Origin of the sequence: Methanofervidicoccus sp. A16 (assembly GCF_003351865.1) — an archaeon.
GTDB lineage: Archaea > AGJL01 > Methanococci > Methanococcales > Methanococcaceae > Methanofervidicoccus.
In genome coordinates this window covers 1,178,217-1,195,156 of the sequence record NZ_CP022242.1, presented here as the reverse complement: position 1 = coordinate 1,195,156, position 16,940 = coordinate 1,178,217, and the positions used below count along the sequence as shown (strand labels likewise).

At 35.5% G+C, this 16,940-nt stretch carries 13 protein-coding genes and 1 tRNA gene; 6 read left to right on the top strand and 8 right to left on the bottom strand.

The window, feature by feature from the left end; genetic code table 11:
- The first annotated feature begins 156 nt into the window (after positions 1-156).
- From CFE53_RS05480 to CFE53_RS05455, 6 genes are all read left to right on the top strand, one after another.
- Positions 157-1,422 (top strand): ABC transporter substrate-binding protein, encoded by a 1,266-nt coding sequence (locus tag CFE53_RS05480; protein ID WP_148120850.1) that lies wholly within the window; start codon positions 157-159, stop codon positions 1,420-1,422.
- Positions 1,423-1,526: 104 nt separating this feature from the next.
- Positions 1,527-2,249 (top strand): (5-formylfuran-3-yl)methyl phosphate synthase, encoded by a 723-nt coding sequence (locus CFE53_RS05475; RefSeq protein ID WP_148120849.1) that lies wholly within the window; start codon positions 1,527-1,529, stop codon positions 2,247-2,249.
- 439 nt (positions 2,250-2,688) lie between these two features.
- Positions 2,689-2,765, top strand: a tRNA-Arg gene (locus CFE53_RS05470).
- A 24-nt stretch (positions 2,766-2,789) separates the two neighbouring features.
- Positions 2,790-3,443 (top strand): metal-dependent hydrolase, encoded by a 654-nt coding sequence (locus CFE53_RS05465; protein WP_148120848.1) that lies wholly within the window; start codon positions 2,790-2,792, stop codon positions 3,441-3,443.
- 72 nt (positions 3,444-3,515) lie between these two features.
- Positions 3,516-3,971 carry an adenylyltransferase/cytidyltransferase family protein gene (locus tag CFE53_RS05460; protein ID WP_148120847.1) on the top strand — a complete coding sequence of 152 codons (456 nt, stop codon included), beginning with the start codon at positions 3,516-3,518 and terminating at the stop codon, positions 3,969-3,971.
- A gap of 378 nt (positions 3,972-4,349) precedes the next feature.
- Positions 4,350-6,227 (top strand): threonine--tRNA ligase, encoded by a 1,878-nt coding sequence (locus CFE53_RS05455; RefSeq protein WP_148120846.1) that lies wholly within the window; start codon positions 4,350-4,352, stop codon positions 6,225-6,227.
- A 210-nt stretch (positions 6,228-6,437) separates the two neighbouring features.
- Here the strand turns inward: CFE53_RS05455 and CFE53_RS05450 are convergent, their stop codons facing one another.
- The 8 genes from CFE53_RS05450 to CFE53_RS05415 form a co-directional block, all read right to left on the bottom strand.
- On the bottom strand, positions 6,438-7,343 hold the full coding sequence (locus CFE53_RS05450; protein ID WP_148120845.1) for a cell wall-binding repeat-containing protein: 906 nt from the start codon (positions 7,341-7,343) through the stop codon (positions 6,438-6,440).
- A 155-nt stretch (positions 7,344-7,498) separates the two neighbouring features.
- Positions 7,499-11,176, bottom strand: coding sequence for a cobaltochelatase subunit CobN (gene cobN / locus CFE53_RS05445; protein ID WP_148120844.1), 3,678 nt, complete (start codon positions 11,174-11,176; stop codon positions 7,499-7,501).
- A 1,012-nt stretch (positions 11,177-12,188) separates the two neighbouring features.
- The gene (locus CFE53_RS05440; RefSeq protein ID WP_148120843.1) at positions 12,189-12,563 is read right to left on the bottom strand and encodes a hypothetical protein; all 375 of its coding nucleotides are present in this window, start codon (positions 12,561-12,563) and stop codon (positions 12,189-12,191) included.
- A gap of 58 nt (positions 12,564-12,621) precedes the next feature.
- On the bottom strand, positions 12,622-12,816 hold the full coding sequence (locus CFE53_RS05435) for a 4Fe-4S binding protein (protein WP_148120842.1): 195 nt from the start codon (positions 12,814-12,816) through the stop codon (positions 12,622-12,624).
- Positions 12,817-12,877: 61 nt separating this feature from the next.
- Positions 12,878-13,231 (bottom strand): cupin domain-containing protein, encoded by a 354-nt coding sequence (locus CFE53_RS05430; protein WP_148120841.1) that lies wholly within the window; start codon positions 13,229-13,231, stop codon positions 12,878-12,880.
- Between the two features lie 55 nt (positions 13,232-13,286).
- Positions 13,287-14,942: a hydroxylamine reductase gene (hcp, locus tag CFE53_RS05425; RefSeq protein WP_148120840.1), complete on the bottom strand. Its 1,656-nt coding sequence runs from the start codon at positions 14,940-14,942 to the stop codon at positions 13,287-13,289.
- Between the two features lie 733 nt (positions 14,943-15,675).
- Complete coding sequence (locus tag CFE53_RS05420; RefSeq protein ID WP_148120839.1) at positions 15,676-16,083, bottom strand: CopG family ribbon-helix-helix protein; 408 nt, start codon at positions 16,081-16,083, stop codon at positions 15,676-15,678.
- Positions 16,084-16,111: 28 nt separating this feature from the next.
- Entirely contained in the window at positions 16,112-16,936 is an 825-nt protein-coding gene (locus CFE53_RS05415) for a PhoU domain-containing protein (protein ID WP_148120838.1), read from the bottom strand.
- Positions 16,937-16,940: the final 4 nt, after the last annotated feature.

Below are 16,940 nucleotides of genomic sequence, written 5' to 3'. Positions count from 1 at the left end.
TCCTTTGATATTATTTTTATTTTAAGCGAAGTAGTTATTTTTTAATATATTGGTAATATTATTTTTAACATTTATCGTAAATTATAAATATATTTTAACTAATAGGTAGTATCGTATATTACTAATTTTAAATAAAGTATTACAAGGTGAATACCAATGAGGAGTATATCTCACTTTATTATCCTGTCTCTAATAGCACTAACATCAATCCCCATATCCTTTGGACTCCAGATGGGAGATATAAACAGAGATGGAGATGTAAATATTGCTGATGTGGTTTATCTATTTAAAAACAGAGAGGTGCCTCTTGAAGAAGGAGATCTAAACTGTGATAACACCATAAACATTGCAGATGTGGTGTTTCTATTTAAAAACTACGACAGATTCAGAAGTCCTGTAGTATTTGCCGAAAAATTCATCTTAGAACCAAACTGGGATAATGGATACTGTTATTTAGAAGATTCCAAAGGGAATAAATTTTTATTGGTGATGAATGGAAGTACAGGGCCAGATATTCCAGGTGCGACAAAGATAACAGTTCCTGTACAGAGAATAGTTACTGTATTTTATTCTCCTGTTATCTCCACGGCGGATATTCTAAATAAGTATCACGATACCATAAAAGGAGCTCCTAAATATGCTATACATAAGTCTCCTAAACTTACGGAACTTTATAAAGAAGGTAAGGTACTAAATACTGGTTCTGCTAAGAGCATGAACTACGAAGTGGTACTTAACATATCTCCAGATATAGTATTCCTAGGAGATTGGGCCACCCATGATGAGATGGAGACGAAACTAAAGGAGTTAGGTATAACTGTAGCAAGGTGTTTCACCTACGAAGAACCTACATACCTTGGAAGAATAGAGTGGGCAAAATTTGTTGCGACCTTCTGGGGTGAGGATGCATACAAGGAGGCAAATGAATACTTCCAGAGAGCTTGGTATGAAAGAAATAATTTATTGAGAACAGTAAGTAAATCAGACAACTATCCAACTGTCGTCAACTTCTGGAAATGGAGTGATACAAGTACACCCTCTGTTCCCGAGGCTCAGAACTTCTATGCAAAGTTGATAGATCAATTCCATGGTAAATATGTATTCAGCGACATTCCTGGAACAGGTTCTACAAAAATAGACCCTGAGACTTTCATAGAGAGGGCAAGAAATGCCGATATAGTTATACTACGAACAACTAAAAAGATCACAAAGAAAGAAGATCTATTGAATGTATATCCAACCTCAGGATTTGAAAACTTTAAGGCCTTTAAAGAGGGAAGATTCTACGTATCAAAACCAGATTACTACGTATGGGAGGCAAGGGATCCTATTGGATACATGGAGGATTACGCTAAGATGATACATCCTGAGTTGTTCCCAGATGGAGATAATAACTTAAAGTATCATGTGAAACTTGGATAATTGAAAAACTATTTTTTGATTTTAATATCATAAAGTTTAATAGTAAAAATTTTAAATATCATATTTTTAAATTTTTATTAAAACACTTCAGGATAGGTGAATAGATGATAGTACTTATCAGTCCAAAGGATAAAGAGGAGGCTAAAGAGGCCATTGAAGGTGGAGCAGATATTATAGATGTTAAAAATCCATTGGAGGGTTCTCTAGGAGCAAACTTCCCATGGGTGATAAGGGAGATTAGAGACATTACCCCCAAGGATCGCCTAGTTAGTGCAACAGTGGGGGATGTACCTTACAAACCTGGAACAGTGGCCCTTGCAGCAGTTGGGGCTGCTGTAAGTGGGGCAGACTATATAAAAGTTGGACTCTATGGAACAAGGTCTTACAGGGAATCTGTGGATGTAATGGAGAAGGTGGTAAGGGCTGTTAAAGACATTGACGAGGATAAAATAGTAGTGGCTGCAGGGTATGCCGATGCCTACAGAGTAGGATCTGTGGATCCCCTTATAATACCTAAAGTTGCTAGAGATTCAGGCTGTGACGTTGCAATGTTGGATACAGCAATTAAAGATGGAAAGAGATTATTTGATCATTTGAGCAAGGATCTACTCTCTGAATTTGTGGAGGAAGTTCACACGTATGGTCTTGAATGTGCATTGGCAGGTTCTATAAGAAAGGAAGATATACCTGCGTTGAAGGAAATAGGTTGTGATATAGTAGGTGTTAGGGGAGCGGTGTGTACTAAGGGAGATAGAAACAACGGTAGGATAAAAAAGGAATTAGTTGAAGAGTTTGTAAAACTGTGTAAGGGAAATGAACAACTATAATAATCTAAAATAAAATAATAATAAATAATAAAAATAAATTGAGATAAAAACCCATCATTCAGCCCTTAGAAAGTTCTAAACACTAGAGATTAGTATATTTAACGAAGAGAATTCACTCCTTTCCAAGCGTCCAGAGGCATTTTTTAGGAGAGAATAACATAGGAAGATATATTTTATTTTTTTGCCTTTAATTTCTTTGTTTTATTTTTAATTATTATTTTTTTATTTTAAATTTTTAATATATGTAGGTTATGGCATCCAACTATAGATGTTAATCTTAATTTAGAAAGAACTCCATTCCACCAGTATTTGTAAGCAGTGGCATAACCTCCTGTAGTACACTTCGAGTACTGAAGGATACTCCCAATGAAAAAATTAATATATCAATTGGCATATTCTATTGTAATGTGGTGTCTATCTACCATATCTATTATAATATGCCCCTGTGGGCTAGCCAGGATATGCTTGCGAACTGCGGATTCGCAGACTCGGGTTCAAATCCCGACAGGGGCACCATTTATAACTCTATGGGGTGTTAGTATGATATGTTGGTACGGCCATGCATGTTTTAAAATAGATAGAGTACTGGTAGATCCCTTCATCCCAAATCCACTATGTAGTATAGACTACGACAGAGTTGTTGAAGGAGTTGAAGTTATAGCAGTAACCCATGGACACAGTGATCACATTGGGAATACTGTGGAGATTTCCAAGAGGTACAACATACCTGTAGTATCTAACCATGAGATCTCTGTATACTTGGGTAAACAGGGAGTAGTTGCAGAGGGAATGAACATAGGAGGGACTATCAAGATAAAGAACTCAAAATTGACAATGGTTAAGGCGGAGCACTCCTCAGATATAGATGAGAATACTCCTGGTGGAGTACCTGGGGGGTATATAATCAACGACAGAGTCTATCATGCAGGGGACACTGGACTCTTTGGGGATATGAAACTTATAGGAGAGATATACAGTCCAAAGGTGGTACTACTTCCAGTAGGTGGAAGATATACAATGGGACCAGAGGAGGCGGTGAAGGCTGTAGAACTTCTGAATCCAAAAGTGTTTATACCTATGCATTACAACACCTTCCCACTGATAGAGCAGGATATTACAGATATGGTGAAGAAAGTAGAGGAAATGGGAGTTAAAGTGATTGTGCCTAAGGTTGGGGAGTGTATAGATGTTTAAAGTACTATTTTTTAATACTTAGGCTTTTTTAGGGAGGATTTCTTATTTTTTTATAACCTATTTGTGAGTGCTATGAAAAGAGAAAAGATAGTAGTAACGGCAGGTACCTTTGATATTTTACATCCAGGACATTACAATACTCTCAAATATGCTAAGAGTTTAGGAGACAAACTGATCGTTATAGTGGCTAGGGATGAAACTGTTAAAAAAATTAAGGGAAGAAAACCTATTATACCAGAGGAACAACGTAGGTTTATGGTAGAGACACTTAAACCTGTAGATAAGGCTATACTTGGTAGTTTGAATAACAAGTTGGAACCTATTTTAAATATTAAACCAGATGTTATAGTCTTAGGTCCAGATCAGAAAACTTTTGATGCAGATCAGTTAAAGAAGGAGTTAAAAAAACATAACTTAGATGTTGAAGTTGTAAGATGTAAGGAATATGTAAAGTGTCCCTTTCATAGTTCCTACGATATTGTTAAGGAGATAATAGATAGGTGGAAAAAAGGGGAGTTTGAAGGATAGATTTTAATAAAAAATAATTGTGATAAAAATTATAAAAAATAAAAGAATAAAAAAAACTAAAAAAGAAATTAAAAAGAAATTCTACGTTTTTCCAGTATCCAGTGTAGCCTAGGAGAATGAGAACTTATTTTTGTTTATTTTATTATTATTCTTCTAATCATAATCTTGATAGGAACTGGAGTTATTATAAAAGAAAAATCTCTAAAAATTGTTAAACGCTTTAAGCAAATATATAATAATAATCTAATCTAAGTTGTTATTGATCACTTTTTTATTATTTTAAGGAACAACTAATATAATCTTGTTATAAAAAGTATAAAACTGCTAAACATCTATAACTGTTAAACTGTCTAACATCTACAAAGAAAGAGGGATAGTGTGAAACTACTACTGATACACTCTGACTATTTAGAATTTAAAACTACAGAAAAAACAAAGATTGCCGAGGATACTGATAGATTAGAGGGAAGAATGGAGGAATGTCTGACAGTATTCACCGCAGTTGAAAAAGAAGATGAAAAGGATCAGGAGGCAGTTGTAAAAAATGCACTAAATGAGATAATAAAAGTTGCTAAAAATCTCAAAGTTAATAACATAGTAGTTTATCCCTATGCACATCTATCAAGTGATTTAGCATCACCAGAGGTTGCAAAGAGAGTACTTGTAGAGATGGAGAGAAGATTAAAAGAGATGGGTTATAACGTACTTAGGGCTCCCTTTGGATGGTATAAGGCATTTAAGATCAGTTGTAAGGGACATCCATTGAGTGAGTTGTCCAGGAAGATTACCTGTGATATAAAAGAAGAGGAGAAAGAGAAGGAAAAAGGTGAATCAAAGATCTACCTCTTAGATGTTGATGGAGAGAGACTTGTAGAGTTAAGGGAGGATAACATAGATGAGGTTATAAAGGATGAAGATTTAAAATCTCTGGCATACAAGGAACTTGGTATAAAGGTTAAGGGAGAGGAGAAGGGAGAACCACCTCATGTAAAGTACATAAGGGAGAAGGAGATCTGCGACTATGAACCCTCCTCAGATCATGGGCACTTCAGATGGTATCCAAAGGGGAAACTTATCAGGGATCTCCTTGCAGATTACGTATATAATATTGTTGTAGATTATGGAGGGATGCCTGTAGAGACGCCAGTTATGTACAACTTGGAGAACAGGGCAATAAGGGAGCATGCAGATAAGTTTGGAGAGAGACAGTACAGATTTATTCAGGGAGATAGGGAGTTGATGCTTAGATTTGCGGCGTGCTTTGGACAGTTCATGATGAAGAGGGATATGTATATCCTTCCAAGATATTTACCTCTAAAGTTATATGAACTCTCAACATACAGTTTCAGATATGAGCAGAGAGGAGAACTTGTAGGTTTAAAGAGACTTAGGGCATTCACAATGCCCGACATGCATACGGTATGTTTAGATATGGAACAGGCTATGGAGGAGTTTGAGAATCAACTCTGGATGTGTCTGAAAACTGGAGAGGATCTAGATCTATCTTACTCGGTGATATTCAGATTTACAGAGGACTTCTTCCAGGAGAATAGGGAGTGGTTCTTTAAACTGGCAAAGAAGTATAAAGAGAGGTATAAAAGAGATGTACTTATTGAATTACTACCTGAGAGGAAGCACTACTGGGTTGGAAAGGTAGATATGGCTGTAATTGACAGTCTCGGTAGGCCTATTGAGAATCCTACTGTACAGATAGATATTGAAAGTGCTAAAAGGTTCGAGATAAAGGTACATGATGGAGATAGGGAGATATACCCTGTAATACTCCACTGCTCCCCAACTGGAAGTATCGAGAGGGTAATATGTGCATTACTAGAGAAGGCTTATAAGGATCTTGAGGAGGGCAAACTTCCAATGCTACCTCTCTGGTTATCTCCAGTGCAGGTTAGGGTAATACCTGTATCTGATGCCCATAAGGATTACGCCTTAGAGGTAGTTAAGAAGTTGAGGGAGAACAACATCAGGGTAGATTTAGACGACAGGGATGAAAGTGTTGGTAAAAAGATAAGAAAGGCTGGAAAGGACTGGATTCCTTATGTGGTAGTGGTGGGGGATAAGGAAGTTGAGGAGGATATCTTAACTGTTACTGTTAGGAAGAGATCCACCTTGAAAAAAAGTTATAAAGAAAAGATGAAAGTTGAGGAGTTAATAAAAAGGATAAAGGAGGAGACTAAGGGATGTCCATATAGGCCCTTAACCCTACCGATGTACTGCTCCTTACAGCCAGCATTTAAGTAATATTATCTGTACTGAGTTTTTGGAAAAGTTTAGTTATAAAATTTTTTAATTCTAGATTATTAAAAATGACATTTTTTCGAAAACCTCAATACTAAAAATTTCATAACTTAAAAAGGAAATAAAAACTGATAAAAGAGTGAATCTTGCTATATATCTCTAAAATATTTTTTATAATAATTATAATTAAAAAATAAAAAGAAATCTTATTTTTTATCTTCTACCTCTTCTCTCATTATTTTTACTAACATGGGAAATTTTCTCTGTTACGTTCTCTACAGTGTTTAAATCCTCCTTTTTTGTATAATTATCTATGTGATATGTATAAGTCCAGTTTTTATAGGTATAACTTTCATTTGAATGGTTTTGATATCTTAAACCAGGATGGTTGTTCTTATTATGTACGTTTATCATTATACTATTATTTTTAGTGGTTACATTTATTTTTATACTTCTATTGGTGTTGCCCATAGAGGATACATTTATATCAATAGAGAGCCCCAACTTTTTTCCAATCTTGAGTCTTTTCATTATTCTTACTTTTAATCCTCTTTTTTCAAACTTTTTTACTATGTGTATAGAGTTGTATAATGGACTCTCTACAACATTTACTTCCTCTATTGAGATATTTAACTTTTCAGGATCTAAAGTTAAATTTACACCATTTGTAAGTATAAGTAGAGATGGTTTTGTACTAGTAGTGTTAATCGTCTCATTTAGGGGTACATCATATCCATGGCATATACAGATAGTAACTCTATTTCTTATAGCATTTTTGAATTTCAATATAAGTTTAGCGTTAGTTTCATATCTGTCCTTTCCACCAATTCTCTCAACGGTGATTCCAGCACTATTCAATTTCTCCACGTACTCATCAACTACTGCCCTTGGACCTCCCACTATAATAACTCTCTCAGGATTCAAAGATAATATTTTATTCAGTACATCCTCGCTGTATTCTCCCCAAGGAGTTTTAACCACAGTTATATTGAGAAGTTTTGCAATACTCACTACTCCCCCATAATCCGCTGGATTGTCGCTTACTAGAAATACTTCTGTTGCAGATACTGTAGGTACTACTACTAATAGAAGTAGGAATAGTATTAATTTCTTTATCATACTTTCACCTAGTTCTCTAGTTGATAATTTTCAGTAATATTAATAACTCTAATTAGGGATTATAATATGGTCTAATATATATAGTTTACGATACATTGGCTAAAAAAATATTAATACGTATTTTCTAATTAAAAAAAATGAAAAAAATATATATCCTATAATCTCTCCTCTACCATCCCCTCGATCTCTAAGTATTTCCTCCTTAATTTTTCCTTCATCTCCTCATCTGCCTTCCATTTACCTCTCTCTATAGCCTCTAAAAGTCGTTCTGTAATGTTCATTAAGGCGTATGGGTTATTCTTCCTGAAGAACTCCTCCATATCTTTATCAAATACGTACCTATTAGCGATCTCCTCGTACATCCAGTCGTCGATGATGTTGGAGGTACAGTCCCAGGCGAATATGTTGTCTATATACTTGGAGAAGTCTGCAGCCCCTTTATATCCATGTCTCTTCATACCTTCAATCCACTTTGGATTCATTACCTTACTTCTGAATATAAGTTTTCCTTCTTCCTTCAGATGTTTCGTTTTTATCCTCTCCCTGTTAGAGGTATCTCCAACGTAACTCTTAGGTTGTTTCCCTGAGTAGTAGGTAACTGCAGCGATCAATCCCCCATGATAACTGTTGAAGTCATCCCCCTCGAAGATATCCCACTCTTGAGAGTCCTCATTCTTTACAGTTAGTTCTATCTTAGATAGACGGTTTATAAACTCCTCCCTCGCATCTACCCCATAAATACCTTTACCGTAGGCGTATCCTCCCCATTCAACATAAACCTTGGCCAAATCCTCTATAGATCTCCAGTTCTTCTCGTCTATTAAATTGGCAACCCCTGCCCCATAGGTACCTGGTTTATCACTGAATATCCTATAGAGACTAGTTTCCCTTGCTATCTTCTCATCTATACCCTTTTTTATCTTCTCCTCAACCTCCTCCCTGTAGTGCTTTTTAACAAAGTTCATCTCCTCAGGCTCTGGAAGGTTTGCAACCTTCCTTATAGCCTCGTCTATAAGTTCAATAACCTGTGGGAAGGTGTCCCTGAATAACCCACTTACCCTCAGTGTAACGTCTATCCTAGGCCTCTTCAACTCCTCCAATGGAATTACCTCGATACCTACAACCCTCCCCATCTTGTTCCATACAGGTTTAACCCCTAAGAGATACAGTACCTCCCCAATATCATCCCCCCTCGTCCTCATGGTGGGAGATCCCCATATTACTATCCCCAAGTACTCTGGATATTTGCCCTCCTCCTCTAAGTACTTCTTTATAAGATCTTCTGCAAGTCTCTTCCCCATCTCGTATGCCGACTTTGTAGGTATCTCCTGAGGATTACAGGAGTAGAAGTTCCTCCCAGTTGGAAGACAATTTATATCCTTAGTGGGAGCCCCAGCCACCCTTGGAGGCACATAACACCCCTCAAGGGCATCTACTGTATGTTTTATCTCCTCCTCCACCCTCATCAAGTTTCTGTATATCTTAGATACAACCTTTAAAACGTCCCTTAAGTCCTCATTTACAGGAAGGGTTTTCAATCTATCTATATATTCCTCCTGGAAGTTGTATCTACTGTACTCCTGAAGGAGGGATATACCGTATTTATACACCTCATCTATCAACTTCTGATACCTACCTGGATGTTCATTCAACTCCTCCCAGTTGTAATTTAGCACCTCTGAAATCCTCTTCAAGTAGTCAAACTGATACCTTATTATCATAAATATCATGTTTATTAACCTCTCCCCCTCCAAGGGCGCCCCCATAATATGGAGTCCATCGTTTATCTGCCTGTACTTTATCTCCTCTATATAGTCATGGATCTTATCCAGTAGATCCTCAAATTCAATATCTACCCTCTCTATAATCCTCCCATCTATGAGATCCTCATCTAGTTTTAACTCCTTAATCTTCTCCAGTATCTTCTTCCTTAAAAACTCCTTTTTCTCCCTACCCTCAGCCTCGTAGTACTCCCCTATGTACCCTTCCAGTTCAGAGAGTTCTCCATAGAGATCCGAAATAGTCATAGGAGGTATTAGATGGGATACTATTGTAGCGTAGGATCTCCTCTTTGCCTGGGTACCTTCACCAGGGTTATTTACAATATAGGGGTAGATATTTGGAAGTTCCATATTTATATCTGGATAACAGTCCTTTGAGAGTCCAACACACTTCCCAGGTAGCCACTCTAAACTACCATGCTTCCCCACGTGGATAACAGCATCTGCCTTAAAGACATCCCTGATCCACTTGTAGAATGCGATATAGTAGTGGGATGGAGGTAGATCTGGACAGTGGTATATCTTCGATGGATCCTCTCCAAAGCCCCTTGGTGGTTGAAGGGATATGAATATATTTCCATTTATTATACCTGGGATTATCAACTCTCCCCTGAAGTTCATAACATCTCCAGGTATAGAGCCCCAATGCTCTATTAACTCCTTCTTAACCCTCTCAGATAGACTGTTGAACCACCTCTCATAGGTTTTTTTATCTATCTTATCCACAGTTCTCTTTATCTTCTCCTCAGTTAGAAACCTTATATCGTTAGTTACATGATCCAGAATCTCCTCAATAAGTTCGTTCCCACTACTATACAACCTCTCCACAAGGAAACCCCTTCTCCTCAACTCCTTCAGTATATTAACTACACTCTCTGGACTGTCCAACCCAAAGGCAGATGCGATCTTATCGTTTCTCGGTGGATAGTTGTGGAATACTATTGCAATCTTCTTATCCCTGTTATCCTTTAACTTCAGATCTACGTATTTCAATGCTAAATCTACTATCTTCTCACATCTATCCCTAATAGGTTTGTACTTTACAATAGGAACCCCAACTCTACCCTCCTTAACCTTCTTCTTCCCCCCTATAGGGAAGTGTATTATCGCCCCGTCAAACTCAGGCATCGCCATACCGATAACGAGATCTATGGGATTAAGGCCCCTCTCAGATCTCTCCCACTCCTCGATGTATCCAGTAGATATTATACCCTGTAATATCGGTGTGTTAAGTTCCTTCAGAAATTGAGGTTCCTCTAAGTAGTCATCCCTTATACCCATGGATAGTGTAAACATCGTTGTATTTATTAGAACATCTATCACAGGTTTTCCATCTATGTAGAAGTACCTCCTAAATGTCTCCAAGGTACCAAGTGCCCCCAAATCATTTTTTAGATGGGAGGAGAATATCCCAATAGGAATACCTCCCTTCCTCTCGATGGTATCTATTAGGTAATCTACGTAGTCGATGTTGTTTGCAATAAACCAGTTTCTATAGAAGAGTATTCCAACAGTGGGCTTTTTCTTTAACTCCTCCTTGGATACACCTAAGAACGATAGATACTCCTCTAAATCCTCGAAGTATCTCCCCTTATAATAAATTCCCTGCCAAGGTGTAGGTTTTGGCTCCTCGTATTCTATAGAACTGTCTCCAAAGGTACTTGCTAAATATAGAAGTAAGTTCTTATAGTTTTCAACTCCCTCGTAACTTAGATACTTCATTACCTTTTCCCTAACCTCATCATCTACAGTGGTAGCCTCTAAGAGATCAGGATGTACTTCATTTACTGTAGGTAGAGGTAAAAATGGAATGTTATACTCCTCAGTAACTTTCCTCAATTCATCGAAACCCTTAAAGGCGTCTTTTCCTCCCATAAGTTTTGTAAATACTATATTAGATTTTTTAACAAACTCTAGAAACTCCTTAAACTCCTTTTCGCTGTAATCATTTTTTAATATTTTAAATTCTAGATAATCCTTAACTTTCTCATACGCTTCTTCAAAAACTAAGTCGTCACTATCCACAGTAGATACAAAGGCTATTCTTACCATAAAGATCCCAATTTTTATTTTTCTATATAAATAACTTTATTAAAGTTAAACTAAACTTTATAATAAATTTAATATTTAAAGTATGTTCCATATAAAATCTAAATTTATCTGTAAAGCCCAGTCCCTTCTTTGCTCTTTATCATTTTTATAATAAATAAAATAGAAAAAATAAAATCGTTAAAGAGTGTAGAAATTACAGAGATTTTAGGCTTTAAACCTATGGAATGTTAGAAAGGTGATGGGTCCCCCAGTTATACTGGAAATTAGATATTAAGTGTTATTATAGGCTACGACAGAGATGTTAAGGGTTGGTAAAATTTTATCGTCGATAGAGGTAGTGATCCGGCAACGTTGAAACGATATTTATCTGTTTTGTGGTATTACATCAGTTTTTTAAATTTTATTTATTTAGATGTTTTTATATTATTTTAATTATATTATTAAACCTTAGTTCCCACCAAGTAGCGATTAAAAGAATAATGAAAATAATAATAATCATTATTAATAAAAATCATAATGAAAATAATCAGTATAAAATCATATAAAAACTATTAAACATTCTAGGATCTTTCTGATCACTTAGGTAGGATAGGAGATCTTACTCTGAATTCATGTATTAAAAGATATACAGAGGATCGTTCTCCTTCAATATTTATTTTAAAATTTTCTGTATCTAGGATGATAAGAGTTTTCTGTTTTTTAAATATTATTCTTTATTTTATTATTTTTATAATTATTTTTATTATTTTTTAAACTATCCTTTTGACGGGAACTAGGGTATTATTAATTTTATTAAAGCAAATTATAAGGTTATTAATGAAACCTAGGATTTATTAATGATTTATAAAAAAGAGAGAGGCGTAGGTATATAAATTTTAAAATAATGGCCGAAATTCTTACAACAGAACAGACATTGTTAAAAACCTTATTAAAAACTTAATATTCTTCATCATAACAAGAAAAGAACTTCCAGAAAAAGATTACTCTAAAAGATTACCCAAAAATTAAAAATTTACTCTTGAAGATCTTTCGACAGCAACTTTTTCAAATGGTAATAGTATTTTTCATCCTCTGCTAAGTTATGAATAACACTCTGTCTGATTCCAAAGTTTGCCCCTATTCTTTTTGCAAAGGTTTTCTCCAGTTCAATAGTTTCCCCTAAGATATCCATTATATTCTCCTTAGAATCTACCTCAAATTTTATATCAGGTTTCCCGTAGTAGATAAGGTACTTTTCATATAGTGTTTCAACCCCTTCCCTCTGAACCTCAGAAAAATCCTCCAATATATTACTACGGTACTCCTCTATAGAGAGGAACTTTGCAAGAACTGTCATCTTTATCTTGTTGCATATTATCTTTAACATAATCTCCTTTAGATTATCCATAATTTCACCAATTATTTATATAAATATATAAATAAACAAAAATAAAAAATTAAAGATTTTACTCAAATTTTACCTTAACAGCACCTGTTGGACAGACATCCTCACAGACACCACAACCTGTACATTCCTCCTCATTGGCTACAACTACCTTATCTCCCTCAACGGCGAAAACCTCCATTGGACAGTTATGATAACACTCTCCACACTCTTTGGCGCCTTTACATGTCTGGTAATCTATCGTTACACTGGGCATCTATTCACCATTTTTTGTTTTTGATTAGGAGTTTTAATAATAGATATATAAATTTAACTATTTAATCGTCTACTTTGATGGGTTCTTCTGGTCCTCCGATCTTTGAGGGATGAGGCGCCTTGATTACGAAGAATTCCAAAATATCTGAAGTTAAATTTTGGGCGATCATCTTTGTATTGAAGGGTATGTATATTATTGTTCCAGCGGGATAAACCTTTGGTTCTCCATCCTCCAACGTTAGAGTCATCTCCCCCCTTACAACTATAAGATGGACGTTAGAGTTGGTGTAGTGTTTAGGAGTACCCTCTCCCTTAGGGAATATCATATGGATGATCTGAACGTCTTCGGTGTTTACTATCTTCTCTACAACCTTTGTATCAGATTCCCTAGTAAATTTATAGACCTTCTCTATCATATTATCCCTTTCATTATTAAAATAATAAAAATAATAATAAAAAATTTAATAATAATTATTTCTCATCGTATATCAACTTTTTAATATCCTCCTCTACAGTTGAGATTGTCCCAATTCCAAATTTATCTACAAGTACCTTTGCCACATTTGGAGATAAGAAGGCCGGTAGTGTAGGTCCTAGGAGGATATTCTTAACTCCTAAGTAGAGTAGTGCTAAGAGTACTGCCACTGCCTTCTGCTCATACCATGCTACGTTGTACGCAATCGGTAGTTGATTTATATCCTCTAAATTAAATACCTCCTTCAACTTGAGGGCTACCACTGCCAGGGAGTAGGAGTCGTTACACTGTCCAGCATCCAACACCCTTGGAATACCGTTTATATCCCCTAAGTCCAACTTTATGTATCTATACTTTGCACATCCTGCTGTAAGTATTACAGTGTCCTTTGGTAGAGCCTTTGCAAACTCAGTGTAGTACTCCCTACTACTGTGTCTTCCATCACACCCTGCCATTACAACGAACTTCCTTATAGTTCCAGATTTTACAGCCTCGACGATCTTGTCAGCCAATGACAACACCTGGTTGTGGGCAAATCCTCCTACTATCTTCCCCCTCTCAAGTTCCTTTGGAGGAGCACACTTTTTAGCCTGCTCTATTACCTCCGAGAAGTCCTTATTACCGTTCTCGTCCTCAGGGATCCTCTTTACACCTGGATAGGAGGCACATCCTGTGGTATATAACCTATCCTTATAACTGTCCTTTGGAGGTACTAGACAGTTTGTTGTCATTATAATCGGTCCATTGAATGCCTCAAATTCCTCCCTCTGTCTGTACCATGAACCTCCATAGTTACCTACAAAGTGATCGTACTTCTTAAATGCAGGGTAGTAGTGGGCAGGTAGCATCTCACTGTGGGTATATACATCTACACCGGTGCCCTTAGTCTGTTCTAAGAGTTGCTCCAAGGTTTTTAAGTCATGACCACTTATCAATATACCTGGGTTGTTTCTAACTCCAATATTTACCTCTGTTATTTCAGGGTGTCCGTAGGACTCTGTATGTGCCTTATCAAGTAGAGCCATGGTGTCTACTGCATACTTACCAGTTTCAAGTACAAGGGCCAAGAGATCATCCATCGATAGACTGTCGTCCAAAGTGGATACAAGTGCCCTCTTTATAAACTTGTGGATATTTTCATCGTTGTACCCCAGTACCATACCATGATGTAGATAGGCTCCTATTCCCTTAACTCCGTAGGTGATCAACTCCCTTAGGGATCTTATATCCTCATCCTCTGTAGCTAGGATAGATACCTCTTTTGAATTGGCCTTTTCAACGATATCCTCCTCATTCTCTGGTATCCATGTAGCACAGTCAGGCAACTCTACACCGTTAGGAAGTTCTTTCTTTAAATTCTCCCTAAGTTCAATACCTCTCTTTATCCTCTCTATTATGTCCCTGTCGTCAAAATTCACGTTTGTGATTGTGGCAAATAACCCATCTACTATATATCTATCGATCTCCTCAGTGGATCTACCTACCTTTTCACACACATAGGCTAACCCTTTTATAGTATATACTAAAAGATCTTGAAGATTGGCCACGTTATCCTTCTTACCACATACACCTACAACTGTACAACCTGTATTCCTTGCAGTCTCCTGACACTGGTAGCAGAACATCTTTGTTGGTCTTTTCTCGTATCTCATTTTATACGCCCTTTTTACTTTTTTCAATAATGTTATTAGTGGTATTATGGTATAAAAAAATTTTTGACAACCCTTATTAAATTATATGTATAAAAATTATCTCTTTTATGAGACTATATTGTATAAATAGTAATACTAATTATAAAAATAGTAATACTGTAGATGTAGAGTCTCTGAGAATTTATAGTAAAAAATAATGATTATAAAAATAAAAAATTAAATTAAAAAACGAAAAAAAAATCCTAAAATGTTGGTACCTTAAATAAAGAATAAATATAGGCAAAAAAATAAAATAAACTCCTTTATTTTCCTAGACTGTAGCAAGTACTGGAAAAACTGAACAGGATTTCTGTTAAGCCTTATTCTTAAAAGTTTTTTCTTCTCTTTTTTATTAATTTTATTATCTACTTTTATTTAAAATATTTTTTATTATTATAATAATTTTTATACTCTAATTCCCATCAAAAGGATAATTTAAAGAATAAGGAAAATAATTATAAAAACTAAAAGTATAAGAAGAATGTATTAAAATCAAAATAAGAGATAGATAATCTCTCCTGGGATACTCTAAGACACTATAGAAGTGGAGTAGATCCTTCCTAACAAGTTGCTATTATTAATTTTATTGCAGTCTTTTATTTTAATTATAATTTTTATTATTTAAATTATTACTTTGATGGGTATAAAAGTTATTATAATTATTAATTTTACAATTAGTTTTAAAATTACTTCCTTAAAACACTATTATCTTGTCGTAAATCTTTCCATCCAAGTTAGATACTTTACTGTAAAATTTAGAAACCTCCTCTGAATTTCCCTCTACAATAAATATTTCAACCTTCTTATTACTACCACAGGATGTTGTAATGTAGGATTGGTTTATAGACTTCACTATACTGTTGTGTTCAAAGTATGCCTTACTCATCTCCTCCATAGAGTTTTTTGTTGGGTTATACACTACTATAATAATAGCACTAATAGGGTTCCTTTTATCTAGTTGATTACTCTCTAAGATGTACTTTCTAACAGCATCCCTTATAAGTTCACTTCTACTGGAGTATCCCTTATTTTTTACTACTTCATCAATCTCTTTTAGGAGAAATTTAGGGAAGGATAAACTTATTCTCTCAACGTTAACCATAGTAATATCACCAGGTATTACCTATCTCTTAACTTCTCTCTACGTCCCCATAATGGAACTCCCTACCTGTTTCAAATATCTTTATACATCTATCTCCAAACCTCTCGATATCCTTCAGAAACATTCCAAATTGAATATAGTAATTTATATTTTTAGTCTTACATTTCTCCCTCTCAGATAGAACCTTCATAATCTTTTCCAACTTTCTATGTAGTTCCTTCTCTAAGTCGTATATCTCATAGGAGGATTTTTTATCTTTCACCATATCCATGGCTATGATGAACATTCTCCTGATTATACTAAATATCTCATCTATATCCTTATGGAGATACTCTTTTATATGGAGTCCTCCTATAACCTCCTCTGCGATATTTGACAGGTAATCACCGCATCTCTCAATATTGGAGGCTATCTTAGATAGAAGTGCAGTCTGTTTAGAGGGTAGATATTTAAGGTTGTCCATCTTAAGGGTAATATTAACCTCTTCCTCCAACTTGTTAAGAGTGTAATCTTGGAATATAATACTCTTTGCATCCTCTGTATTTCCTGTTTTCACTGCGTTGTGAACCTTATCTAAGTTCTGTAGTACGTTATTACCCATCTTATCCAGTAGGTCTATAATATGGGATATAGGTTTTTCTATATTGTTGTATATCTCTAACTTGGACAACTTCTCTATATCTACAACGTAGGGATGTAGAACTATTTTTTCATCTATTAGAGGTTTCAGCAACTTTGCAACGTATCTTCTACTTATATTCAACTTCTTTGCTATTTCATCCTGGGTTTCAGGTTCTTCCTTTATTATTGTTTCTATGATTGCCGCCAATGTGGCATCTTTACCTCTTAACATTTTA